The sequence below is a fragment of the Rhizobium sp. L43 genome, assembly GCF_002531725.1.
Classification (GTDB): Bacteria; Pseudomonadota; Alphaproteobacteria; order Rhizobiales; family Rhizobiaceae; genus Rhizobium.
Window position 1 is genome coordinate 15,765 of the sequence record NZ_NWSQ01000032.1, and the last position, 24,380, is coordinate 40,144.

The 24,380-nt window shown below is 58.6% G+C and carries 24 protein-coding genes; 2 read left to right on the top strand and 22 right to left on the bottom strand.

Annotation, left to right across the window (positions count from 1 at the left end; all coding sequences use genetic code 11):
* Window positions 1-22: 22 nt before the first annotated feature.
* The 21 genes from CO667_RS29165 to CO667_RS29265 all read right to left on the bottom strand — a co-directional run bounded on the left by CO667_RS29165 (window position 23) and on the right by CO667_RS29265 (window position 21,335).
* Window positions 23-1,042, bottom strand: a complete 1,020-nt coding sequence (locus tag CO667_RS29165) for an ABC transporter permease (RefSeq protein ID WP_013984697.1) — start codon at window positions 1,040-1,042, stop codon at window positions 23-25.
* Window positions 1,043-1,053: 11 nt separating this feature from the next.
* Window positions 1,054-2,028 (bottom strand): ABC transporter permease, encoded by a 975-nt coding sequence (locus CO667_RS29170; protein ID WP_050577727.1) that lies wholly within the window; start codon window positions 2,026-2,028, stop codon window positions 1,054-1,056.
* A complete protein-coding gene (locus CO667_RS29175; RefSeq protein ID WP_064843738.1) occupies window positions 2,025-3,578 on the bottom strand; it encodes a sugar ABC transporter ATP-binding protein in 1,554 nt (517 codons plus the stop codon). The genes CO667_RS29170 and CO667_RS29175 overlap by 4 nt, the downstream gene beginning before the upstream one ends.
* A gap of 89 nt (window positions 3,579-3,667) precedes the next feature.
* On the bottom strand, window positions 3,668-4,810 hold the full coding sequence (locus CO667_RS29180) for an ABC transporter substrate-binding protein (protein ID WP_237359383.1): 1,143 nt from the start codon (window positions 4,808-4,810) through the stop codon (window positions 3,668-3,670).
* A 49-nt stretch (window positions 4,811-4,859) separates the two neighbouring features.
* On the bottom strand, window positions 4,860-5,756 hold the full coding sequence (locus CO667_RS29185; RefSeq protein ID WP_064843734.1) for an alpha/beta hydrolase: 897 nt from the start codon (window positions 5,754-5,756) through the stop codon (window positions 4,860-4,862).
* Window positions 5,753-6,136: a hypothetical protein gene (locus CO667_RS29190; protein ID WP_064843732.1), complete on the bottom strand. Its 384-nt coding sequence runs from the start codon at window positions 6,134-6,136 to the stop codon at window positions 5,753-5,755. Before CO667_RS29190 ends, CO667_RS29185 begins: the two co-directional genes overlap by 4 nt.
* Window positions 6,137-6,215: 79 nt before the next feature.
* The gene (locus CO667_RS29195) at window positions 6,216-6,644 is read right to left on the bottom strand and encodes a carboxymuconolactone decarboxylase family protein (RefSeq protein ID WP_170961475.1); all 429 of its coding nucleotides are present in this window, start codon (window positions 6,642-6,644) and stop codon (window positions 6,216-6,218) included.
* A gap of 91 nt (window positions 6,645-6,735) precedes the next feature.
* Complete coding sequence (locus tag CO667_RS29200) at window positions 6,736-7,623, bottom strand: NAD(P)-dependent oxidoreductase (RefSeq protein WP_064843728.1); 888 nt, start codon at window positions 7,621-7,623, stop codon at window positions 6,736-6,738.
* 88 nt (window positions 7,624-7,711) lie between these two features.
* Window positions 7,712-8,395, bottom strand: a complete 684-nt coding sequence (locus CO667_RS29205) for a GntR family transcriptional regulator (RefSeq protein ID WP_040140051.1) — start codon at window positions 8,393-8,395, stop codon at window positions 7,712-7,714.
* A gap of 423 nt (window positions 8,396-8,818) precedes the next feature.
* Window positions 8,819-9,736 carry a LysR substrate-binding domain-containing protein gene (locus tag CO667_RS29210; RefSeq protein ID WP_040140048.1) on the bottom strand — a complete coding sequence of 306 codons (918 nt, stop codon included), beginning with the start codon at window positions 9,734-9,736 and terminating at the stop codon, window positions 8,819-8,821.
* A gap of 43 nt (window positions 9,737-9,779) precedes the next feature.
* Complete coding sequence (locus CO667_RS29215; RefSeq protein WP_064843727.1) at window positions 9,780-11,396, bottom strand: ribulokinase; 1,617 nt, start codon at window positions 11,394-11,396, stop codon at window positions 9,780-9,782.
* A gap of 7 nt (window positions 11,397-11,403) precedes the next feature.
* Window positions 11,404-12,108 carry an L-ribulose-5-phosphate 4-epimerase AraD gene (gene araD, locus CO667_RS29220; RefSeq protein ID WP_081284277.1) on the bottom strand — a complete coding sequence of 235 codons (705 nt, stop codon included), beginning with the start codon at window positions 12,106-12,108 and terminating at the stop codon, window positions 11,404-11,406.
* Window positions 12,109-12,118: 10 nt separating this feature from the next.
* Window positions 12,119-13,093 carry a hypothetical protein gene (gene rbsC / locus CO667_RS29225; RefSeq protein WP_081284272.1) on the bottom strand — a complete coding sequence of 325 codons (975 nt, stop codon included), beginning with the start codon at window positions 13,091-13,093 and terminating at the stop codon, window positions 12,119-12,121.
* Entirely contained in the window at window positions 13,086-14,621 is a 1,536-nt protein-coding gene (locus CO667_RS29230) for a sugar ABC transporter ATP-binding protein (protein WP_064843723.1), read from the bottom strand. The genes rbsC and CO667_RS29230 overlap by 8 nt, the downstream gene beginning before the upstream one ends.
* 59 nt (window positions 14,622-14,680) lie before the next feature.
* On the bottom strand, window positions 14,681-15,631 hold the full coding sequence (locus CO667_RS29235) for a sugar ABC transporter substrate-binding protein (RefSeq protein WP_234705230.1): 951 nt from the start codon (window positions 15,629-15,631) through the stop codon (window positions 14,681-14,683).
* 212 nt (window positions 15,632-15,843) lie between these two features.
* Complete coding sequence (locus CO667_RS29240) at window positions 15,844-16,248, bottom strand: cupin domain-containing protein (protein WP_064843721.1); 405 nt, start codon at window positions 16,246-16,248, stop codon at window positions 15,844-15,846.
* Window positions 16,248-16,715: a cupin domain-containing protein gene (locus CO667_RS29245; RefSeq protein ID WP_004129736.1), complete on the bottom strand. Its 468-nt coding sequence runs from the start codon at window positions 16,713-16,715 to the stop codon at window positions 16,248-16,250. Before CO667_RS29245 ends, CO667_RS29240 begins: the two co-directional genes overlap by 1 nt.
* Window positions 16,716-16,724: 9 nt before the next feature.
* Window positions 16,725-18,227, bottom strand: coding sequence for an aminoacyl-histidine dipeptidase (locus CO667_RS29250; protein WP_064843719.1), 1,503 nt, complete (start codon window positions 18,225-18,227; stop codon window positions 16,725-16,727).
* A gap of 315 nt (window positions 18,228-18,542) precedes the next feature.
* Complete coding sequence (locus tag CO667_RS29255) at window positions 18,543-19,448, bottom strand: LysR family transcriptional regulator (RefSeq protein WP_004129742.1); 906 nt, start codon at window positions 19,446-19,448, stop codon at window positions 18,543-18,545.
* Between the two features lie 349 nt (window positions 19,449-19,797).
* Complete coding sequence (locus tag CO667_RS29260) at window positions 19,798-20,541, bottom strand: SDR family oxidoreductase (protein ID WP_064843717.1); 744 nt, start codon at window positions 20,539-20,541, stop codon at window positions 19,798-19,800.
* An 11-nt stretch (window positions 20,542-20,552) separates the two neighbouring features.
* Window positions 20,553-21,335 (bottom strand): SDR family NAD(P)-dependent oxidoreductase, encoded by a 783-nt coding sequence (locus tag CO667_RS29265; RefSeq protein ID WP_028753504.1) that lies wholly within the window; start codon window positions 21,333-21,335, stop codon window positions 20,553-20,555.
* A gap of 448 nt (window positions 21,336-21,783) precedes the next feature.
* Here CO667_RS29265 and CO667_RS29270 point away from each other — a divergent pair, with 448 nt between their 5' ends.
* Together CO667_RS29270 and CO667_RS29275 are read left to right on the top strand one after the other, a co-directional pair.
* Window positions 21,784-22,635, top strand: coding sequence for an SDR family NAD(P)-dependent oxidoreductase (locus CO667_RS29270; protein WP_040140034.1), 852 nt, complete (start codon window positions 21,784-21,786; stop codon window positions 22,633-22,635).
* Between the two features lie 29 nt (window positions 22,636-22,664).
* On the top strand, window positions 22,665-23,366 hold the full coding sequence (locus CO667_RS29275) for a RibD family protein (protein ID WP_064843716.1): 702 nt from the start codon (window positions 22,665-22,667) through the stop codon (window positions 23,364-23,366).
* A 114-nt stretch (window positions 23,367-23,480) separates the two neighbouring features.
* Here the strand turns inward: CO667_RS29275 and CO667_RS29280 are convergent, their stop codons facing one another.
* Window positions 23,481-24,254 (bottom strand): DeoR/GlpR family DNA-binding transcription regulator, encoded by a 774-nt coding sequence (locus CO667_RS29280; protein WP_040140030.1) that lies wholly within the window; start codon window positions 24,252-24,254, stop codon window positions 23,481-23,483.
* Window positions 24,255-24,380: the final 126 nt, after the last annotated feature.

Consider the following 24,380-nt stretch of genomic DNA (forward strand, 5'->3'; position numbering starts at 1 on the left):
GGTATTCCTTTCGATGCAACGTTCAAATCTGATTACGGATGTGTGGTGAGCGGGCGTAGATCGCGACCATGGGGACGATCAGCAGCCCTACGACGGCCTGTTGTGCCGGGAAACTGAGCCCCAGGCCGACGAGAAGCGAGGTCAGGACAGTAAGGACGAGGACGCCGAGGACCGTCGCTCCATACCCGCCGGCACCGCCTAGAAGAGACGTTCCGCCGATAACGACCGCCGCCACGGTGGTGAACAGATAGGGATCACCGACCCCGACAAAACCGCCGCCGGAGAAACCGAGGAGCAGCATTCCGGTGAGTGCCGACATCGCCCCGCTGACGCTGTGAATCACTGTCCAGATCTTGAATTCCGAGATTCCGAGGCGGGCGGCGGCCGTGCGGCTCCCGCCAACAGCATAGAGGCTCCGGCCAAACCAGGTGTTGTGCATTATCCAGCCCAGAGCGACGGCGATGAAAGCCCATATGACGATAACCGGTGGAAACGGCAGACCGAAGAACCTGCCATTGAACGCCGAAAGGTTGCGAAGCCATCCGGGGACGGGCGCAAAGACGGTACCGCCGAACTGCGATCCGAGCGAGGTGTAGATCTGGACCGCCCCGACGGCGGCAAAACCAAGACCGAGCGACATGATCAGCGCCTGACCCTGCAGCCGGAAGCTGAGGGCGCCGTTGCAAGCCCCGACCAAAATGCCAAGGAGAAGCACGACGATCATGGCGACGGGGGCGGGAAGACCCGCCACCATGAGGCTTGGAAGCAGGATATTGGCGCCACCGATGATGTATGGGATGGAAAGATCCAGCGCTCCAACGAGCGCGCAGAGCGTCTGCCCAACAGACGCCAGCCCAAGGAAGGCGGCGAGAAGGAGGATCGATCGCGCGTTCTGCGGCGACACGAAGCCCGGCACGAGCAGGGCTCCAAGAATGAGCAGACACGCAAGGAGACAGAAGCCGATCGAAATACTCTTGTGCTTGCGCAAAGGGCTGGCGCCACGGGTCGCGCCGATTTCTGTGTTCAAGACAGTGGAGATCATTTCCTTACTCCTCACGCGACAGTGCGGCGGCTGATGACGAAGACGTTCACGAGAAGTGACCCAACGAGGATCAGGCCAAAGGCCATTTGCGTGACGAAGCCGGAAACCGTCCCGAAGTTGAAAGTGGACAGAAGATACGAGATGAGGAACATGTTGATCGCGCCGAGCGTCGAGCCGAGCGCACCGCCGCGGCCCCCGGAGAGACTAGCTCCGCCAAGGACCAGCGCCGTCACCGCTTGCAGCGTGTAGGTGCTGCCCTGGGTCGGGTCGCCGGATGAGATCAGCGCGGTGTAGCTCAATGCGGCCAGCCCGGCAAAAACGCCGCCGACCGTATGGGCGATGATGCGCACGACGTCGACCTGCACACCGCTGGTATAGGCCATCCGCTCGTCAGCGCCTGTCATCCGCAGGTTGCGGTAAAACATCGTGCCCCTCAGGACGCCCCAGATTGCGAAAGCGCCGAGCAGAAGCAACAGGACAGGCGAAAATATGCTCGTTCCCGCGCCCCAGCTTAGCATCCAGTCTGGAGCGACACCGCCGGGACGCGACATGACCATCAGGTTGACGCCCGACAGAACGAGGAAACCGGAGAGCGTGACGATGATGGGCGCGACGCGCACATAGATGATCACAAGTGCTTGCACCAGCTGGAACGCTGCTCCCAATCCCACCGCCCAGGCAATGATGGCCAACGGGTGCGTGATGCCGTTGCCGACCAGCCACGTAATGAGCGTGACGTTGACGAAGCCCATGAGCGGGCCCACGGAAAGGTCCACCGCTCCGCGGCCCGCCATGACGATCGGTGTTATCGCGAGCGTGGTCAGGATCAGCGGCGTTGCAACCAGAATGGCTCCGGCCAGACCATTGTTCGTGAACAGACCCTGGCCCCGGAAGGCGACAGCGCAAAGGAGGACGAGGAAAAGCCCGGCCGGAACGAACAACGAGCGGTCCTGCGTGACTTGACGGAAAGCGGTTACGGACATCATGCGGTCCTTTCCAGATCGAAATCAACGGAAGCGTCCCGGGCTTTCCCGAACATAGCGGCGAGGATTGGTGCCTCGGCGATTTCCTCGCCGGTCAGGGATCGAAACAACGTTCCCCCGAAGAACACGTCGACGCGATCGGCAAACCCGATGAACTCCTCGATCTCACTCGAGACGTAGATGACACTGCCGCCTTTTTCAGCGAACAGACGTAACTCCCGGTAGAGGTCACGCTTAGTGCCGAGATCGACACCGCGCGCGGGGTCATTCAGGAGGATGACTTGGGGATCGTTTGCGAAGGCGCGCCCGATAAGCACCTTCTGCTGGTTGCCGCCCGACAGTGAGGTGATCCTGTTCGACGGGCTGCCGATCTTGATGCGCAGACGATCCACTTCGCGCTTAAACATGGATTTCAGCGTGGGCTTGCGGATCACGCCCAGGGGTCCGAGCGTCTTCCTGTAGACACCGATGGCGAGGTTTTCGAAGATGCTTTGTTGCGGGAAGATACCCTCGCGCTTGCGATCCCCGGAGACGTAGGAAACACCGAGCTTCGCCGCATCGTCGAGCGATTGCAGCGCGATCATCTTGTCCGTATCAACCGAGCGGACCTTCACCTCGCCACCGAACGGCTGGATGATGCCGGCCAAGACGCGGATAAAAGCGTCCTGCCCCTGCCCATCAAGCCCGGCTACGCCGACGATGCTCCCCTTGGGAAGGTCGAAATCGAATAGGCGCGCCGACCTGTGCGCGGCGAGACCCGTCGCGGTTAGTATGAGAGGGGCCGATAGCGCCTTCTTTCGGGAGGCGTATTCTGTCGCATCGCTGGCGCGCCGATCTGCCGGCGTCATCATGGACAGCAGGTTTTCCTCGGTAATCTCATCCTTTCCGAGCGTACCGACAGTTATCCCATCACGCAGGATCGTCGCACGGTCGGCGATACGCACGAGTTCCGCGATCCGGTGGGTTACGATGAGGATCGTCGCGCCCTCGGCACGAAGGCGGTCGATTTCCGCGTGGAGCCGGAGGGTCGAGTCGAGGTCGAGCGCGGCCGAAGATTCGTCGAGGATCAGCACCTGCGGCCTGCGAAGAATAGCCCGTGCGATGACGATCCACTGTTTGATGCTGAGCGGCAGGCTGCCTGCCAGTTGATCGAGGTCTACGGATTTTCCAACGAGCCGCGCCAGGATTTCAGCTGCTTCGCTCCGCCGATCGCCGGTCGACTGCGAACGAAAGACACCGTCACGACCGACATAGAGGTTCTCGAATACGCTAGCCTCGTCAGCAACCAGGACTTCTTGGAAGATGGTGGTCAGGCCGGCCCGCTTGGCGTCGACGGGCGAGGCAACCTTTTCACCCAGGATCGTGACCTTGCCTGCGTCCGGGTGCAAAACGCCCGACATGATCTTGGCCATCGTGCTCTTGCCGCTGCCGTTTTCGCCAACGATGGCGTGCACCTCCCCGGCGCGGGCCTCGAAGTCGCACTTCTTGAGTGCCTTCGTCTCCCCGAACGCCTTGGCGACATCTACCATTCTGACTGTTATCTCGCTGCCCATCGCAGACCTCCCACCCGCAACGTCCGCCAAGGCGGCTTTTACGATCTTCCAACGGTCGCCCGGCAGTTAAGCCACCGGGCGGATCCGGCTTACTTGGCTACCGGCTTCCAGGGATCGGCAGGACGCTCGAAGTACTGGTCGGCAATCGCACTTGGGAACCATCCGTCCGCCTTCGGTTCGACGAAATCCGTCGAGTTCACATCGCAATCCTCGGGGATCGAAGCGCGAACGTCATCGATGGTGAACGGCAGGACAGGGCGCAGGAAGGACTGTACCTTCGGCCCCTGCCCTTCGAGCGTGCGAAGCATGATCTCCCACATCTGCTGCATCTCGCGGCGCGGCGGCCAGATATGGAAGCCAGCATCGACCCATTCTGGATTCTGGCGCCAGTAACATGCCGCCGAAGCCTCGCCGCCCAGCGTAATGGGCACCATGTCACGACCCGACTGGAGCATGGCATTCAACACGCCGTTCTCCTGCGCGCCCTGTGTCAGAATACCGTCAATCTGAATGGGGTTCGTCGCCAGAAATTTCTGCACCTCGACCTGTGCTACCTGGTCGGTCCACTTGCCAGCCACTTCGCCGACAATCTTGATGTCGGGATACTTTGCCAGCGCTTCTTTGGCGGCCTTGTCGAAGCTGTCGGATGAGGCGAAGCCAGGGATGCCCGACACGAGAAGCACGTTGCCTTTCTTGCCGATCTTGTCTGCGAGCCAGGTCGCCATCTCGCCGCCGCCCTGCGCGTGATTGGCAGCGCCGTTGATCGCGTAAGGCGACGTCACGTATCCCGAAAACGAGAAAACAGGAACGCCTGCCTTATAGGCGTACTCGATCGTCTGGTTGAGGGCGGTGACGTTCGAGCAGCAGATGATGATGGCATCGACCCCATCATCAACCATCTGGCGCATCTGCTGAATCTGGACGGCGTCCTTGAGGTCGGACTGAGTGACCACGACTTCAGATACAAGCCCCGCTTCCTTGGAGCGCGGCAAGAGGTCATTCATGACGGCATCGAGGGCGGCTGCGCGCCACGTGTTGCCGGCATAGCTACTGGCGTAGCCGATCTTCCACGGCGGTCCTTTCTTTGGCTTGAAGTCCTTATAGGCGCTCGCTCCGAGCGGAACCTGCGGGTCGACGACCTCGTAGATTTTCTTCTCGTTGGGGGGGAGCTGGTCGACGCCGTCAGCCCAAGCAGTGGTCGTCAGGGCGCTGACCGCGATCAGCGCCCCCATGGTTCCGGTTAAACTCCGTCTCATTGGATGCTCCTCCCAAGAGATTGTTTCAGGCGACCTTCGCCCTGGTTGCGGATGCCTGCTGGATTTCCTCGAGGATCGGCAGCAGGTATTTTCTGAACTCGGTGTAGTCTTCAGTGACCGGGAAATGTCCGAGCTTCTCCATCGTCCAGAACTTGCTGCCCTTGACGAGATCGGCGGCGATCTTGGTGTCGGCCGGGGAGGTATTCGGATCGTATTCGCCCGTCAGGAAGTACAGCATGCACTTCGACGTATCGATCTTGCTCGCCTCTTCGGGCGAGACATTGTGGTCATAGTAGTAATAATAGAGGTCACCTGCGAAGACGCCCGGACCGCCGCAGCTATATTCCCATTGGATTTCGCGGACATTGGCTTCTGGTGAGTAGGGCGAGATATTGAGCATCATGGCCGCGCCGATGGAGGTGCGGTTCACGTTTGGGTTGTCGAATTCTTTCCGAATGCCTGCCATGCCGACATCGACATATTCGGCAGCCGAGCGCAGTGCGCCTTCGACGGAGATAGTAGCGCGGAAGTTGTCGGGGTAATTCGATGCGAGATCGATAGCAAGATGTCCGCCCATCGAGCTACCCATATAAACGGGGCGGTCCAGACCAAGGGCCTTAGAGAGTTCCAGTTGGAAATCCATCATGAACTTCTTGGTCATGTTGTACTCTTTCTCCCACCAGCGAACGCCGTGGGGAGGAAGAGACTTCCCGTGATAGGGCAAGTCGAACGCGATGACGCGGAAGTTCTTGGTCACGTCTTCGTCGCAGAGCGTGTGCCGGTACTGGCGGCCGTCGGAGCCCGCCGTGTGACCGACAAGCAAGGGAATGCCCTCTCCGGCTTCCTCGTAATAGACGCGATATTCGATGCCTTCGATCGTCAGGTAGACGTAACGGCCCGTGATTGGATCATGCCTAGTCATGCTGCTACTCCTTCCGGGCGGGCTTCGCGCATCAGGTTCGTCATGCGATTGAGCGCAGGGAGATACGCGAAGGTTTCGTTATTGTTGCTAAGGTACAGACCGTGTTTGATGTTTGACGACTGCAGGCACTGATAAAACGGCCGCGGCTTCTTCTGGAGAAGCGCATCCCACTGTTCACCCGTGCCCCGGATGACGATCTTGCACGTCTCGTCGTCGTAGGCGGCTTCTTCGACCTTCACCATCTTGCCGTCTTCGAAGTGGAGTGCGACGCTGCGGGTCGGAAAATCGCATTTGATAATGCCGTTGAGATAACGGGTTTCGCGCTTGAACTCGAAGTCCTCCAGCGCCAGTTTTTTGAACTTCTCGAGATCGATGGCCAAGTTCGGCTCCTCCCTAGTTAAAACGGCGCGGCCGATCCACGCCCTTCAAAATTTTCCGCCACGCCTAGCGGCGGCGGCTTCAGATGCCCATTTCGTTGAAGACCTCCTGGGCGTTTCGGAAGCTGTCGATGCCCGCCGGTACGCCGGCGTAGATCGCGACCTGCAGGAAAATCTCCTGGATTTCCTCCTTGCTAAGGCCGTTGTTGATCGCGCCGCGCACGTGGCCCTTGAGCTCATGCGGACGATTGAGAACAGAGATCATGCCAAGGTTCAGAATGGACCGCGCGCGCCTGTCGAGGCCTGGTCGATTCCAGATCTCGTTCCAGCAATACTCAGTGACGAGCTGCTGCATAGGCCAGGTGAAGTCGGTCGCCTTACCGAGTGCTGCGTCGACATAGGCATCGCCCATGACTTCACGACGCGTCGCCAGCCCTCGAGCGAACTGTTCCGAAGGGACAGGCCGCTCCTTGCCGTGTGTTTTCACTTTCGTTTCTTTCGTGGCGGTCATTCGACAACGCTCCTAGCTCTACTGTCTACGACAAGATAAACTGATTATCAGACAATCTGTCTGTTTCGCCCGAATTCGCGAGTTTCCGAGGCTAATTGTGATCTTCGACGTATCGGATGATGCGGGTGTGGTCCTCGGATGGGCCTAGCGCCTTCTGTGCAGCATCCCAGGCGTCTGCCGTGCTGGCGAGAGCATCGAGGCGAAGACCAAGCGTCTTGGCGAGATCGGCGGCGATGCGGATATCCTTGGCCATCAGGCCAATGGCAAATCCCGACCCGAACGTCTCAGAGAGGATGAACTGCTTCATCTTCACTTCGGTGGCGTTGTTCTTTCCAGACGACGAGTTGAGAATATCGACGATCGTCGCCGGCTCCAGGCCGAAGGCACGTCCAAGAAGGACACCCTCGATCGCCGCCAGCACACCTGCACCGGATACGAAGTTGTTAATCGCTTTCATCGCGTGACCCGAGCCAACTGGCCCCGTCCGGAACACCTGTTGTCCCACTGCCTTCAGCAGCGGCTCGGCCTCCTCGATATCAGCATCCTCCCCACCGGCCATGATTGTCAAGGTGCCAGAAACGGCGCGCTTGACGCCTCCGGAGACCGGGGCGTCAACCAGCCGAAGGCCACGAGAAGCAAGTTCGAGACCGAGCTCCCTTGTGTCGTTTGGAGCAGACGAACTCATGTCTATGACGACGGCATTCTGCTTCAGGCCGCCACAGGCGTTTTCGCCCAGCAGCGCCTCGCGCACGATCTTGCCGTTCGGAAGCATGGTGATCACGAAACTGGCCCCGACCATGGCGTCAGAAATCGTTTCGGCGGCTCGCCCGCCCGCATCAGCGAGCTTTGTCTTGGCGTCTTTCGAGAGGTCGAAACCGACGACATCGAAGCCCGCCGAAATGAGATGTTGAGCCATAGGTTGGCCCATCGCGCCCAGCCCTATAAAGGCCACGCGCGTTGCGTTGAGTGTCGATGACATTTTTTCCTCCGGACGCGTGCGAGCAATGAAACCCGCCTTCCTTCAGAGAGGATTAAAAAGATTATCAGACAATCTGTCAATCGAAATTTTAAGTTTCTAGCGCTGCGTTCTTCCGGAGGTATTCAAGTGCGACCTTGGCAGCCTGGTCGATATGGAATTTGCAGGCCGCCGCCGCCAACGGCCCGTTGCGATTCTGGATTGCGTTCGCAATATCCTTGATTTCGGCAATGCTGTGCGCAAGGCGTCCCGGTTGCGTCATGGTTGTCATTCGAAGGAGATTGATCCGATTGTGCAGAGCTGTCAGCATTTGCCTTACGAACACGTTTTTGCTGCCGTCCATCAAACAGTTGTAAAATGCGTTTTTCGCATCTATGAGGCGCGCACCGACGCCACTTTCGGCGGCGGCTTCGAATTCGACCACCGCGGCTAGAAGTGTCGCTATGTCGGCGGCAGTGCCATGCTCAGCGAACTGCTGGCCCGCGAATCCTTCAAGAAGAGCCCGAACGGTATAGAGTTGCTGCGCTTCCTCGTAGGTGATCGTACTGACGACCGGTCCCTTATGGGGATAGCTTGTGATAATGCCTTCAGCTTCGAGCTGTCGCATTGCCTCGCGAACCGAGGTCCTGCCGACGCCCAGCATTTCGCAAAGTTCTCGCTCTACCAGTCGCTGGCCGGGCTTAAATCGCCCACTGGCTATCGCCTGACGTAGAGTCTCCTCAACTTTTACGCGCAACGTCGCACTTTGTCTGGATATCTGTAGGTCTGTCTGCATCGCCCGCCAACACCTGTAATCGGCTCACGCCGCGCTAAATCATTCTCTACATATGGAGGCATTCGCTCTTAATATCAATCCAGATTGTCTGAGAGCTGCCAGTCTCAGTTGATCTCTTCGCGACAGCTTTGCCTGCTCGTCGTGTCTGACAGCCATAGACTTGCGGGCTCTTAAGTCGCGGATAGCGCCGCCCGGAGCGCGATCTGACACGGTCCTACAGCTATGGCCTTGAAGTTGTCAGCGCATAGACTGGTGAGAAGGACAGAAGACGGCGCATATCGCGCTCGGTGGCCGCTCCCCTCGCAATCGCAAAAACTTCAAAAAATCTCGAGGCATGGCTAAGAGAAGGTTGGGCATCACGCATATTGCTGTCTCAGCGTTTCAAAGAACGCCGGACGATCTTGCTGCCCGTCAGAGGTTCGATCAGCCTCGCGCCCGCATTTCAGCCGAGGCAGCGTCTTCAAGCCATACGTTTTCCAGCCATTGCTTGAACGCGTTGACCTTTTCTGATCTGAGCCGCGAGCGGACATATGTGAGCGTGTGGCAACGAAGGTTGGGGCCTGTCATCCCGAACGGAAGGACGAGGTTACCTCTTTCCACATCCCGTTCAAGAAGCCGGTAGCTCTCCAGGCACACGCCGCGTCCTTCGACAGCGGTCGCGATCGCCATAAACGCATCGCGAAATCGAGCGCCGCGATTGACGTCAATCGCCAAGCCGTGGTCCTTCGCCCATTGTTGCCAGCTGTAAAGCGTCTGCTCCGACTTGATTAAGGTGTGGCCCACCAGATCCGATGGCTTGCGTATGGGCCGCTCGCCATTCGCCACCTCGGGAGAGCAGGCTACGACGATTGTCTCAAGGGGGAACTCCTCCGCCGCGATAGAGCCCAGTCGAGGAGCGCTGCCGTAGCAGATATCGACATCGACCGAGCCATCGGACAATTTTGCAGGATCCGATGTCGACAGAAGCCTGATTTCGATCGAGGGATACAATTCTTCGAACCGAGGCAATCTTGGCATAAGCCATAGCGAAGCCAGACTTGAAGCACAGCCGACGCTCAGGACGTCGACGCTGTTGCGCCGGCACACCTCATCGGTCGCCTGCTCAATCATCGAAAGCGCTTCTGAAAGATCACGGTGGTATCGCTCGCCAATCTCGGTGAGCGACACGTTCCTTCCAATGCGGTGAAAGAGTTTTTCCCCAAGGTCGTCTTCCATCAGCCTGATTTGGTGGCTGATCGCCGACGGAGTAAGCTGCAGCTGGGCAGCAGCCTCGAGAAATGAACCCTTTCTGCCGGCTGCGACGAACGACTGTATTGCACGAATGGATGGAAGTGACGTCATCACGTTCTCGATCCATAGACATCTGATCTAAGAGCACAGCGGGTCATAGCAATGCTACCTTGCGCGCGGCACGGTGGCCAAACTCGGACCGAATACTCTCACCTGCAGCAATCCGCTTGATGTCTCCGAGAACTTGCGAGAAGTCTGCGAGGCTCGAGGTGCCAAAGCCCATATAGACCTGCTTGAACAGCTGATAGAGGGTCTCATAACGTCCGCGCGTGCTCGGATCAGGCTCAAACTTTCTGTAGCCCACGCACATGGCTGCCTGAGCGCTCTCGATTGATCCATGATCTTTGGCTGCAAGAGCGGCGAATATTCCCGAACCGAGACCGGTCGGAATACCGTCGGGGACCAATATCGGCTTGCCTATAACATTGGCGTAGATCTGGTTGAGGATGTCGTTCCTTTGCGGGATACCTCCCCCATTAATGACGCGGTTCACTGGAACGCCGTGCTGCTCCATCCGCTCCAGGACAACCCGTGTGTGGAAAGCCGTACCTTCAATCGCGGCATACAGTTCGTCCTGCGCTGTATGGCCGAGATGCCAGCCAAGCGTCATTCCACCAAGGTCGGAGCGGACGAGAACCGTCCGGTCCCCGTTGTCCCAGGGGAGACGCATCAGACCGGTCTTTCCGCCTTCGATGCTTTCCAGGCCTTCAGCGAGCCTGGACACCGTCGTGCCGGCACGTCGTGCTATTGCATCGAACAGGTCGCCTGTCGCAGACAGGCCTGCCTCAACTCCCACAAGGTCTGGATGTGCACTCCCTGGGACGACGCCGCAAACACCGGGGATTAGCTTCACACGTTCACTAACGGCAATGATACAGGTCGACGTACCGATCACATTGACGACGTCCCCCAGACGGCAGCCAGCGCCAATTGCATCCCAATGGGCATCAAACGCACCCGTGGGAACTGGTATCCCGGAGGTCAGGCCGAGTCGTTCGCCCCAGTATGTGCTGAGCCCACCTGCGATCGAAGCAGAGGTCTGATATGTTCCGCCAATCTTCTCGCGCACGCCGTCGAAAAGCGGATCGACGCGGGACAAGAAAGCCTGCGAGGGCAAGCCACCCCATTTCGGGTTCCACATCCACTTGTGTCCCATGGCGCAGACGCTGCGCACCATGCGAGCCGTGTCGGTCACTCCGGTGAGGACCGCGGCCGCCATGTCGCAATGTTCCACGGCGGTCCCAAAGCGCTCGCGCTGGTCGGGATTGTGGCGCATCCAGTGGAGAAGCTTGGCAAAGCCCCACTCGTGGGAATAGGTTCCGCCGCACCATTCAATTGCTTCAATGTGCATGTCGTGCGCCATCGCCGTTATCTCTTCGGCTTCCGCTTTGGCGCGGTGATCACACCAGAGGTAGTAGTCCCCCAAAGGCTGCATATTTTTGTCGACAGGCAACACCGAGGACCCCGTCGTGTCGACCGCAATCGCACGGATCTCCTTGGAATCTACGCCGCATTCGTCGATCACTCGATGCATCGCCAGCACAAGCGCTTCCATATGATCTACGTGGGACTGCGTTGCCAGGTCGGGATCGGAACGACGCCGCTCGAGAGGATATTCCGCGACGCAGGTTCCAAGGGAACCCTTCTTGGAATCAGCCAGCGTTACCCGCACGCTCAAAGTTCCGAAATCAACTCCTGCTACAATCGACATGATAATCCTACTTGGAACTGTCTGGCTGGCCGTAGGTCGCCGACTGGCCGTGCTTGCGTTGATAGTGGAGGTCCAGCAAAGCGTCGGAAATTTCTGGATCGTCCTGGTTCAGTTGCCGGGCGTGGAAGGCAATCTTGGCGACAGCCTCGAGCATCTCCGCGTTATGAACGGCGTCGGCTGCGTCCTTGCCCCAGCAGAAGGGACCGTGATCGTTAACCAGGGCTGCGGGGACGGAGAGCGGCGCATTATTTCCGAGTGCCTCGACGATGACCTTGCCCGTGTTGCGGACGTAACCGTCTATGATTTCGTCGTCGCGCAGCTTGCGAGTAACGGGGATCGTTCCGTTGAAATAGTCGGCATGGGTCGTTCCCATGGCAGGGATACCCCGGCCGGATTGGGCCCACACCGTCGCGAAGAACGAGTGCGTGTGGACCACGGCACCGATAGACTTGAAGCTTTTGTAGAGTTCCAGGTGCGTATCGAGATCAGACGATGGTCGCAGCGTGCCCTCTAGGATATTGCCATCGAGGTCGGTTACAACGATATCTGCGACCTGCATTGCCTTATAGGAAACGCCACTCGGTTTGATGGCGACAACACGCTTCTCGCGGTCGATAGCGCTGACGTTACCGAACGTCGAGATGACAAGGCCGCTATCGTAGAGCGCGGCATTTGCATCAAGAACGGACTTGCGGAGCTCGGAATATTTAATCATCGTCTCCTCAGGCCTTTTGGCGGCGACTGAAACGATCGGCTGCCACGGCGATCAGGATGATCGTGCCGATGACGACCTGGTGCCAGAAGGTGTTCACGTTGAGCAGGTTGAGCGCGTTGCGGACGACCGCCATCAAAACGGCACCTACGGCGGTTCCAAAAAGAGTGGCGCGCCCGCCGGACAAACCCGTTCCGCCGATAACCACGGCAGCTATGACATCCAGCTCGTACCCCTGGCCGGCTTCAGGCATGGCGGCTTCAAGGCGCGAGGTGAGCAGAACGCCCGCGAAGGCCGACAGGACCCCGACCAGCACGTAAACGGCGATCTTGACCTTGTCCGTGGGGATGCCGACCAGCCGGGCAGCGTCCGGATTGCTGCCGATCGAGAGAACGAAACGGCCGAAACGCGTGTAATAGAGAAGGTAGAAGGCGATCGCGAAGACGATGGCGGTCAGAATGACCGGAACAGGAACACCGCCGGCATAGCTCTGGCCGATCATTCGGAAGGCGGGGTCGGAGGCTCCGACGATCGGAATACCCTGAGTGTAGACCATCACGATACCGCGGCTGATGACCATGATGGCCATTGTGGCGATAAAGTCCGTGATCCCGACCTTGGTGATCAGGATGCCGTTCACCAGTCCGATCACCGCACCGACCGCAATCCCCCCTGCGCATGCCAGAGGAACGGGATAGCCAAGCACAATCAGGTTTGCGGTCACAAGACCGCTCAGCGCAAGTGTCGAACCGACGGAGAGGTCGATGCCCCGCATCCCGATCACAAAGGTCGCTCCAAACGCGGTCACGGCAATGGGGACCGCCTGACGAAGAACGTCAGTCAAGTTGCCGAAGGTGAAAAACCGCGGAGCGGCAAAGCCGAGCGCCACCAGAAGAACGACGAAGGCCAGATAAACGCCGGCATTGCCGCCGCTGCGTGCGAGCGTAAGGGGCGAGCGCGGGCGTGTAGCTGCAATATCAGCCATGGATACCTCCCTGAAGATGATGGCCTTGCGGCGGCCTCACCGAATGAAGAGCGAGTGTTTCTTCCTTGGAGGTCGCCGCATCGACGACCGCCGAGATCCGTCCTTCGAACATGACCGCGACCCGGTGACACAGTCCAAGAAGTTCCGCGTTGTCGGCGGACACCACGATGACAGCACAGCCGTCCTTCGCAGCAGCCTGGATGAGGGTGTAGACCTCGGCCTTGGCACGCACGTCGACGCCACGCGTTGGCTCCTCAAGCATGAGCACCTTTGGCTGGGTGAGCAGCCAGCGAGCAAGCATGACTTTTTGCTGGTTACCGCCGCTCAGCGATGTGATGTCGGCACCGGGGCCGTCGCATTTCACGCCGAGCTTGGCGATGTAGCCGGAGGCAATCTCGCGCTCCTTTTTCGGCATCAACGTGATTTTGCCGAGCGTTCGAAGGTTGGCGATAGAGAGGTTCCAGGCGACATTGTGTTGTGGAAAAATCCCCTCGGTTTTACGTTCGGCGGGCAAGAAGGCGACGTGTTGACGAATAGCGTCCGTCGGGTCCGAAATCGCCGCTTGCTTTCCGTCGATCAGAATCGAGCCGGTCTCATGCGGGATCTGCCCGAAGATCGCCCGCAGGAGCGCGCTCTTGCCTGATCCTTCGAGACCCGTGACGCCGAGGATTTCACCCTGGGCTACCGAGAAGGTGATGTCTTCGAAGACACCCCTTTTCGTCAAACCGCGAACGTCCAACGAGGGTTCGGACCTTGCCGGGACGCGGGGAGGAAACTGTTTTGCGAGAGAGCCGCCGATCATCGCACTGACGACCTTGTCTACGTCGAGCTCCGATACGGGCAGGTCTGCGACCGCGCTGCCATCGCGCAAGACCATCACGCGGCTGACGATGCCGAGGAGTTCCTGGATCCGGTGAGACACATATATGAGAGCTTTACCGGCCTGCTGAAGCTTCTTGATGATGGCGAACAGCTGTTTGCGTTCGACCTCCTCGAGCGCTTCGGTCGGCTCGTCCATGATGATGATGTCGGCGTTGCTGCTAATGGCTTTGGCGATCTCGATCATCTGCCGATGCGAGAGGCTAAGCTCTCGAACTGGCCTGTCGAGAGGTACGTCGACGCCTAACTCGCCCTTCAGGATACGCGAGGCGGCTGCCCGCATGGCCGAATGGTCAAGCGGTGATGCACTTGCACGCCCGTGCCGCAGCTCCCTGCCCGCGAATATATTTTCGGCGGCGTCAAAGTCCGGAAACAGGCTCAGCTCCTGGTAGATGATCGCGATGCCGGCCCTGGACCCGTCTTTGGGATTGTTCAGATCGACCCCCTTACCTCTGACAGCAATGGTGCCTTCGTCGCGTGCATATGCACCAGAGAGGATTTTCATGAGCGTCGACTTGCCTGCGCCGTTCTCACCGACCAGGCCGAGAACCTCGCCGGGATTGAGTACGAGCTCGATGCCATCAAGCGCCTTCGTGTTGCCGAAGCGTTTGGCAATGCCTTTCATCTCGAGCAGCGGAGCGTTTGTCATTCAGGTCGCCCTTTTTGAGTGGGCGGCCCCGCGCGAGGCGGGGCCGCGTACTGTCACATCTACTTCTGCTGGACGTAGACGTAGTCGTTCTGATCGAAGGTCTTGATGTTCTTCGCATCGTAGGTTTTGGGCGCCACGAAGATCTTCTTCGGCAGGGCGGTGCCCTTCATCACGAACTCATCCACCGCTCGAATGATGTTGCGACCTTCTTCCTTGGCCCCGGTGTCGACCGTTGCTGCAAAGTCGCCGGTGAGGATCGCGTCGTTGGCTTCCTTCATATTTTCGTAGCCGACGATTGCCACCTTGCCGTTCAGCCCCTTAGCCTTGAGGGCCTGCAGACCGCCAAGGGCCATCTCGTCGTAGAGCGCGACGAGGACTTCGATATCGGGGTTGGCGGTGAACATGTTTTCAGTCACCGACAGGCCTTGGGCACGCACCCAGCCAGCCGGCTGCTGAGCGACGATTTTGAAGTTGGGGTGCTTCGAGATGACCTCATTGAAACCCTTCATGCGCTGGCTCGTATGCGGACCGGGCAGGCCCTCCAGGATCCCGAGCTTGACTTCCTTGTCGCCATAGGTGTCAACCAGCCATTGCGCCTGCGCACGACCACCGTCACTCTGGTCGTAGCCGATATCGCTGACATAATATGGGTTGTCGGCGACGGGTGAATTGAAGAGGAAGATCGGAATGCCCGCCTCGGTGGCGCGCCGGATGGAGGGCAGCAACGCGCCTTCGTTGTATAAGGCAACCGCGATCGCATCCACACCGTCGTTGATCCAGGCTTCCATGGTCCTGATCTGGTCGTCCGTGGCAGACTGGCTGCTCGGAGCTTGCACGAGAAGCTGGATAGTGCCGTCGCCACCGCGCTTATCGATTTCTTCTTTCACGCCAGCCAGAACACGCTGATAGTAGGTGTCCATCGCCGTCGGCAGGAAGCCGACCTTGAGCGGGCGGTTATCCTTCTTAGCGGGTTTGACTTCCTGGCCTGTGGGCTTGATGTCCTTGTCCATCAAGATGCCAGGAAACACCTTCGAATAATCCAACTGCTGTGCAAGCGCTGGGCTGAAGGAAAGCGAAGCGGTGAGCCCGAGAGCAGCACCGAAGATTAACGTCCGTCTGAAAATTGTCACATGATCCTCCCTGGTGGTGACAAGACAAAGTTTTCCCAACCGCGGAACGGGTCCGCGGCGAAGCTTGGCAATCTGAGATTCAAATCTTCGGCTTACAGTCCCGGTGCGATCGTGAAGACCATCCGGATCGGGTTGGAGCCGTAGTTTAGGCACTGGTAGCTGATGCCGCCGGGCAGGAAGAAAGACTCGCCGTCACGGATGTGAAAGGTTTCGTCGGTATCCGCCAAATAGAAGGTTGCGGGGCCTTGCAGAACGTAGAAGACTGCGTCCCCTCCATGGCTGTCGGGTTCGCTCGCGCGCGGTCCAACGCCACCCACAGGGATAGTCAGCTCTCCGACGTGCATGTAATCGTTGCTGACGCAGAACTGGACGAGAACGGGATGATCGCGGCCGGAGACGATGTTCAGACGATCGCTTTTTGCGACCTTCACCAGGTCGCCCCTCTTGCGCGCCTGAGCGCCGTCTACTGGATAGGCTCCGAGTTTCTCAAGGCTCATCACGCTCTCCCTTCGTGCTTATAGAGGCGCGTCGGCCCGTCATAGCCGGTCGGAGGGCCATTCTCGTCCCAGATACGCGGTGCGATGCAAAACAGGATAACTGCAGCCTTGTCGCTGAAGTTATAGCCGCGATGCGGAGCGCCCTTGGGGATAAGCACCGCGTCACCGGGTCCGAGTTCCTCTGTCTGCCCGGTTTCGGGGTTTAGGAGATGCACAACACCTTCGAGGACATAGTACACCTCGTCACCCGCGTGAATGTCGGCCGGGTCGAAGTTGCTTCCCGGCGCGAGCTGATAGATGCCAGTGGTCTGCTGGTCCGTGCTGGCGAGCAGGTAGTTGAGGTCGCTCGAGTACGGCTTCGTCCCCGTATAGATGAACATCTTGTAGCTATCGCGCGTCAGATGGACCGGCTTCTTTTCGCTGGGCGGATGTGGGAAATTGCCGAAGTAGCTTGGCAGTTTTGGCATTTTAGTACCTTAGGTCCGGAGTTCGCGGAGCAGCGACTTGAGAAGCCGCCAGGTCGGATCGACTGTCGTGTGGTTGAGGCGCTCGCGCGTGGTGTGGACGTCGAACGCTTCCGGTCCGATCGACAGCATGTCAATGTCAGGAACCTTCTTTCGAAAAAGGCCGAGCTCGAGACTGGAGTGAGAGACTTCCACATGTGGCTGCTCGCCGAACTCGCGCTCGTAAGCGGCTTTGGCGGCGTTGAGCATTCGCGAATGAGGATTGTATGGCCATTCCGGGCAATCCGCGAATGTCTCCACGCTCGCGCCGTTGCCGATGAGTTCTGACAGCTGCCGGATTTTGTCGACGATGTTGTAGCGACGGGAGCTGACGGCGCTTGGGACCGTATTGACGATTTCGATGGCCTCTTTATCGCTTGAAAGCAACGCCACGGTGTTGGAGCTCTCGACGAGGCCCTCGACTTGAAGGCTCTTGCTCTGGACGCCGTTGGGAAGCAGGTTCAGGGCATCGACCAGCGCCCGGGCGGACTGAGCCGAGAAGACTTCAGTAATCTGCCTCCCTGACTCGCTGACTGTGACCTTGAGGTTGGGATCGCTTGCTTTGTACTCAAGCGCAATCGAAGCCGCTTCCGCTTCAATTCTCTGTCTGAGATCGACAATCCGCGAGGCATCGATCGAAATGATCGCCTCCGCCTCACCCGGGATAACGTAACGGTTCACGCCACCCTTGACTTCGGCTACGCTGGCCCCAGCATCCCGGATGGCAATCCGGAGCAGCCGTCCGAGCTGGACGATCGCGTTAGCGCGTTCAAGATGGATGTCGAATTCGGAATGACCGCTGCTCAGGCCGGAGATCCGCAGCGAAAGGGCGGCCTGCCCCGAAACGCGCGGTTCCCACTGAACCGGAATCTTGAAGCGCACTGAAATATCGCCAGCGCAGCCTGCGAAAAGCGACTTGGGATCGTGCCAGTTCATGTCGAGAAGGCGCTTACCGCTAAGCTTTGTGCCGTCGAAGTGTTGTGCGCCGCCCTTGCCGACTTCTTCTTGAACCGTCAGGATGACTTCAAGCGGCGGATGCGAGATATCGTCGGATGCCAGCAACGACATTGCGAAAGCCACACCAACGGTGTTGTCCGCCCCAAGGGTTGTCCCCGTCCCATGGATGAAATCGCCGATAACCTGAAGTTTGATGCCTTCGTTCTCAAAGTCGTGGTCAACACCCTCGTCGCTCTCGCAGACGATGTCGGTATGCCCATGAAGAATGACGGTCGGCGAGTTTTCGTAGCCGGGTGTGCCCGGCTTCTTGATGAGGAGATTGTAGATCTCGTCCTGGTAAACCTCGAAGCCGCGTGCCCGGGCAAAATCGGCGATGTGATCGCTGACCTGCTTTTCGTTGTAAGAACCGCGCGGGATCGCACTCAGCTCTTCGAAAAAGCCAAAGAAGATCGCCGGTTCGAGACCAGCAAGAATAGAATTGTCGCGTTTATCTACAGTTTTTCCAGCGGGGAAACTCATTCGGCCCTCCTCCTAATACGGCATCTGCGCAATACTTCTTCCCTCGCCGAACATAGTCCGGCGACCTCGTAAACCGTATTGCATCTCATCTTACGCGCTAAGGCGATCCAGGTTCAGATGCCCTCCACGCATCGAACCATCTCTGCTTTCAGCTCCTATTTCAAACGCAATATTTCATAAAATAGATGAGCTTTTTTCATCTGAATTCGTTATAGTATAAGCTAACGCATCCATTGAAGCGCAGGCCGAAACCTCTACGAGTTTCGGATACCATGTAGGCATCTGCGTAATTTGGAGCTGGCTCGCGAGGTCGCTTCAATCGTCCGGAAGCGGCGCCTTAAGGTGGTCGAGAAACGTCCGGAGCGCGGACGGCACCTGTCGGTGCGAAACGTAGTATGCATGAAAACCCGGCCCAGTAGACGACCAGTCCGGCAGCACCACTTCGAGCAGACCAGCCGCCAGTTTGTCCTCGACGCGTGCGCGCAGGCAGTAAAAGAGACCGCCCCCCTCCTGCGCCATGCGGATGGACAGTTCTGAATCCCCGAGCGTGAGCAGTCCAGGGACGTCTAGGGTAACCATGCGGTCTCCGTCGCCAAGTTCCCATTTGCAGACGTGGTCTGTACCGGTTCGGATCCGGATGCACTCGTGCGTCAAGAGATCTTCCGGCCGCTCCGGCCGCCCTCGTTCGTTGAGATAGGTTGGAGAGCCGACGACGATCCATTCAAGTTCGGCAGTCAGACGCGACGCGATCATCCCCTCGGGAACTGTTCCTCCATAGCGGATGCCCGCGTCGAAACCCTCGGCGACCATATCGATAAAGCGATCCTCGACGCTGACTTCGATCTCGACATCTGGGTAGTTGCTGCGAAAACTGTGCAGTCGAGGAGCGATCAACAGCTCGGCGGCGTCACGCAGCGTGGTCACTCTCACCCTGCCCGTAGGACCGCTCCTGAAACTGTCCAGGAGATCCATCGCAGCCTGGATGCCGAGGAAACGGGGCTCTAGTTCGGCAAGCAGTACTTCGCCGGCGGCGGTGAGACTGATGCTCCTGCTTGTCCGATGAAACAGACGGACGCCGAGACGGGCCTCCAAACCCCTGATCGAGTGGCTGAGAGCGGAGCCGGAAACGCCGCGAAGCGCGGCCGCCTTTCGGAACCCCCCCGCCCTCGCGATCGCGACGAAAGTTTCAAGGTCGGCCAGATCGGCCCGCGTGGATACCATGAGTTATGGATACTCCCACTTCGACTGAATAAGATCGCCCTGGCCGACGCCGACCTTGCTTCAGACGGCTGGTATCTTCAATCCTTATTCATCTAACCTGGCTTTGGTATGTGATGACCACGGAAGCAGTCAAAAATTTGACATTAGTTGATCCATGTCGGATCCGGGGAGCTACGACGGGAGATGGGCCGGGTCGCTGAATAATAGCACCTCCGGGATTAATCGTCATGCAATGAAGATCATCTTGTCCACAGCCACGAGAGACGGCACCGGTTGGAACGGATACCACCTCCGCGCGGGCGGCCTGACGGTCCCGGAGGTTCAAGTTCTGAGCTTTCGAAAACGCCGGCTACCAGTCCTGCCGGGTTGGATGGACGACAATGTCGTTGATCGTGATCTCCGGGGGCTGATCTAGGGCATAGACCACGGCTTCAGCCACCGACGACGGCGGAATACCTTGCTTGTTGAGCTCTCCGGCGATCTTTCTGCCCGTCTCGTCATGAACCTTGTCGGCCCAGCCGGTATCGATCACGCCAGGGCTGATCATAGACACCTGGATCCCACTTCCCACGCCCACCTCCTTTCTGAGGCTTTCGGTGATACCGCGTATAAAGAACTTCGTGGCTCCATAAACGCCTGCCGCCTCGCCGACATGAACGCCGGCGATAGAGCTCATATTCAGGATGCGGCCGGACCGGCGCTCCAACATCGACGGCAGCACGGCGGCAATCGCATGTAGATAGCCACGCAGGTTGGTATCGATCATCTTGTTCCAATCGCCGACCGCGGCATCCTTCCAATAGGAAAAGAGCATGAGGCCCGCATTGTTGACCAATATATCGACCGGGCCGTACGTCGTCGTGGCGAACGGGACGAGGGCCTTGGTACTCTCAAAATCCGTGGCATCGGCAACCTTGTAGCTGGCAATACCTCCGGAACCGGCGATGTCTTCGACAATCTGACTGAGGCGTTCCTCATTGCGGCCGGCAAGGACGACGCGCGCACCTTTTTCCGCCAATCCTTTGGCGGTCGCTGCTCCAATGCCCGAGGAAGCTCCCGTGACGATTGCGACCTTGTCTTTCAGATGTGCCATGATGTGCTCCTTCACTGCGGTTGGGTCAGTTCGGCTTGCCGGGCGGCTTTAACAGGCTCCGGGGTCGTCCGGTTTTCCAACACCTGCCGCTTGGTTTTCTGGTCTCCGCCGACGACATGGTCGATGTCGTTCATGAGGGCCTCGAAGCCCTGCTTGGCGACGAGCGTCTTGTCGTTTTTCTGCTGGCCACCGAGCTTAGTATCGCCCATCCCAGCGTTCGCGTGGAAGTCGCTGTTGGTGGCGCCCGGAAGGAGTGCCGTCACCGTGACCCCGGTCGAGCGCAACTCCTCGCGCAGAGATTCCGCGAACATGTAACCGAATGCCTTCGACGGGCCGTAGACGGTTTCGTATGGCGTGGGCAGGGTCGCCGAAACCGAGGAGGTGATGAGGATCCTGCCGCGGCCGTTCTTGACCATATGTTGGACGACGCGTTTGGCCATATGGACGGTCCCAGTGACATTGATTGCAAGCAGGCGAAACTCATCCTCGAGATCGTTATCGACGAAGGCGCCGCCGATACCGATACCCACGTTCAGAGCCGCGGCTTCCAGTGGGCGCCCCAGCCCCTGCGTGAAGGTCCAGAACCCCTCAACGCCATCGTATGTCGAGGCATCCGCTTTGAACGGATACGCTTCGGCGTCAAGGCTTCGTAGCGCATCGGCGGCCTCGTTTACCTTGTCGCTTGAGCCTGAAATAGCGACGTCAAATCCATTCTTGGCGAATTGTTTGGCAAGCTCGAAGCCTATTCCAGATGAGCCGCCCGTGACCATTGCGAGTGGTTTATTACCAGTCATGATTTCACTCCTTTGGTTTTATCAGCACCTCGATCGCCTCGAGGCGCTGGTGACCTAATGCCCGTGGAGCCGGTTGGTTACATGAGCAAAATCGATCGGGGCGGTGAGCAAAAATCAACCACCGATCTGGCAGACACCAGAAGTGAGGGACCTTTTGGTCGCGTCCGCAGCCAAATTGACGAGGCATTCCCGACGTCACGAAGGCACCCAAGAGTGAACACGGCTCATCGGTGCGTGCGATCCAGCTCACTTCAAGTGGTCGGCGGAGTGCCCTATGTTGTTAGGGAGGTTGAGCTGTCGTTCGCAGCCAGCAGATATGGTCCGAGCACACAAGCGCCCGCGTAGCGCTGACGCACTTCTTGCGATGGTGCCGTCGGCCGAGAAAATCCACGCGACGGCGTGTCCGGCCCACCTTCCAGCGGTGACGGCCAATGACGGGAAGACAATGATGAGCGAGAGAATGAACAGCATCGTTGCTCCTGGCCGCGTTGCGGTCATCACGGGAGCTGCGAAGGGCATCGGCTTGGCGATCGCGAGGGCTCTCGCGGCCCGCGGCATGAAGCTCGCATTGCTGGATCTCGACGCCGACGCACTTGAGGATGTTGCCTCGGCACTCGATACGGACATCCTGATCGTGAGCGGCGACGTATCAGATCTGTCGGCACTAACTAGGTTGCGGGACAAAACGATTTCGCGGTTTGCTGACGTCGCCGTCCTTGTCAACAACGCGGGCATTACGCAAGGAGCCGGCCCCTGGGATGATCCTGCAAAGTGGCGACGCCAAATCGATGTAAACTTCGGAGGTGTTTTAGCCGCACAACACGTCTTCGTGCCCCACATGATCAAGGCAGCCCGACCATCGGCGGTCGTCAACCTCGGCTCCAAGGAAGGAATTACAACTCCTCCGGGCAATGCCGCCTATTCGGTGGCAAAGGCAGCTGTCAAGGTCCTGACCGAACAGCTGTCGCACGCGCTTTTGAAGGAGACGGGAGGTCGTGTATCGGCTCATCTCCTCGTCCCTGGCTACACGTGGACGCCCATGAACATCGCACTCAAGCCGCATGGCGCTGCCAAGCCCGATGAGGCATGGACCGCTGAGCAGTTGGTGGAATACTTCCTGGCCCGTCTGCTCGAGGAGGACTTTTACATCATTTGTCCCGATAATGCGGTTACGTCGGAGATAGATGCCAGACGGATCCGCTGGGCGGCCGACGACATGATCCTGAACCGGCCGGCGCTTTCACGTTGGCACCCCGACTGGATGGATAAATTCGCAGCCTGGTTGAAGGCAGACCACTGACGGTGGAATGTTTGTAGAGGAGTAATCCAATGCCCAGACCCCATGTAATCTGTCACATGATGTCGCCACTGGACGGTCGATTGATCGTCAATGATTGGGCTGAGGCGACCGGCCATTCGGTGGAGGAACTCGTGAAGGTCTATGACGACCTGCATGAGAAGATTGGTGCCGACGCCTGGCTTTCGGGAAGAGCGACAGGCGAGGAATTCGCAGACGCCGTCGACCGTCCCTATGAAACAACCGGCACAGTACCGCGGCCGATCCATAACGCCAACCCGGATGCCAACGAGTTCGCTGTTATCGTTGATAAGGACGGTCGGCTACGCTGGGACAAGAACGACATTGAGGGTGCTCAACTTATCGTCCTGACAGGATCTGACGTGGATGATGCTTACCTGGCGGGCCTCACCCAGGCTGGCGTTTCCTATATCGTATCCGAGAAAGATGGCGTCGATCTGAAAAACGCGCTCGATGTTCTCGGCACCGAATTCGGTGTGAAGCGCTTGATGCTGGAAGGCGGGGCGCAAACCAATGGCCATTTCTTGAATGAGGGTCTTGTTGACGAGGTCAGCCTAGTCATCTTCCCTGCGATCGGAGGCAAGTCGGATACACCGGCCATATTTGAGGGCGGCGAGGATGGGCTTGCCGGCGGGGCGAGGCTCACGTTTATGAGCGCCGAAGCCGCTGGCCTCGGCTCCGTCCATCTGAGATATCGCGTTGAACGTCCATAGGAGAAGCCCACAGGAGAAGATTGTGGAAGGGCTCCCCCCATCAAGGGCCGAACTTGAGATTCGGGGACGGGTGCCGCCTTGCGCGGCATCTACCCGAAGGATCGTTGGCCATATTCACTTCCTCTCCTGCGATGCCACTCTAAGCTGCACATTGGATCCTTCCAAAGCCGCGCGGACGTCGATTGTCGGTTCCTGGTCGGTGATGATAACTTCGAACTCGTCAATGGTGGCCAGGACATGAAGAGCAGTATGATTGAAGCGCTTATGGTTTAAGAGCAAGCAGCGACGCGCGGCGCTTGCAATCATCGCTCGCTTCGAGCGGACAACGTCATCATCCATATGGTAGACGCGCAATCCAGAAACTGCCGGCGTTGAGATAAAGGCGATGTCGGCGCTGAGACGCGACAATGCCTGTTCGGCGACGACGCCGAAAAAACCATTGAACTTCATCGAATAGCGTCCACCGACCGCAATCAGGTTGATCCCTGATTCCGTCTTGAGCCGATCGATGACCGCCGCATTGTTGGTGATCACCGTCAGCGGTCTCCTCTGTGGCAGCAATTCCCCGAGCACCGACGCCATAGATCCGTCGTTGACCATCACCGTCATGCCGGGCTCGACGAGTTCAAGGGCGGCCTCTGCCATCCGGCGCTTGGCCTCGCCCTCCTGCTGCTGGCGAAACCGGAAATCGCTTTCGAAATGGCCTCCTGCCTCGATCGTTGCCCCGCCGCGGACCTTGCGAAGCATCCCTGCCTGCTCAAGATCATCCAGATCCCGGTGGATGGTCATCTTGGATACAGCGAACCGATCGGATAGGTCGTCCAGATCCACTACCCTCTGCGCGACCAACAGGTCCATAATGGCCTGCCTCCGATCATCTCTCTTCATATTCTAGTCCTCCGGCGCACTAATCCGATCCTTTAACATCAAGATCCGACGCTACAAATCACATGCAAACATCATTTTTCGTTAGTTTGTGTTGCTCTATTCGACAACGCCCCTGACGCTGCTGGC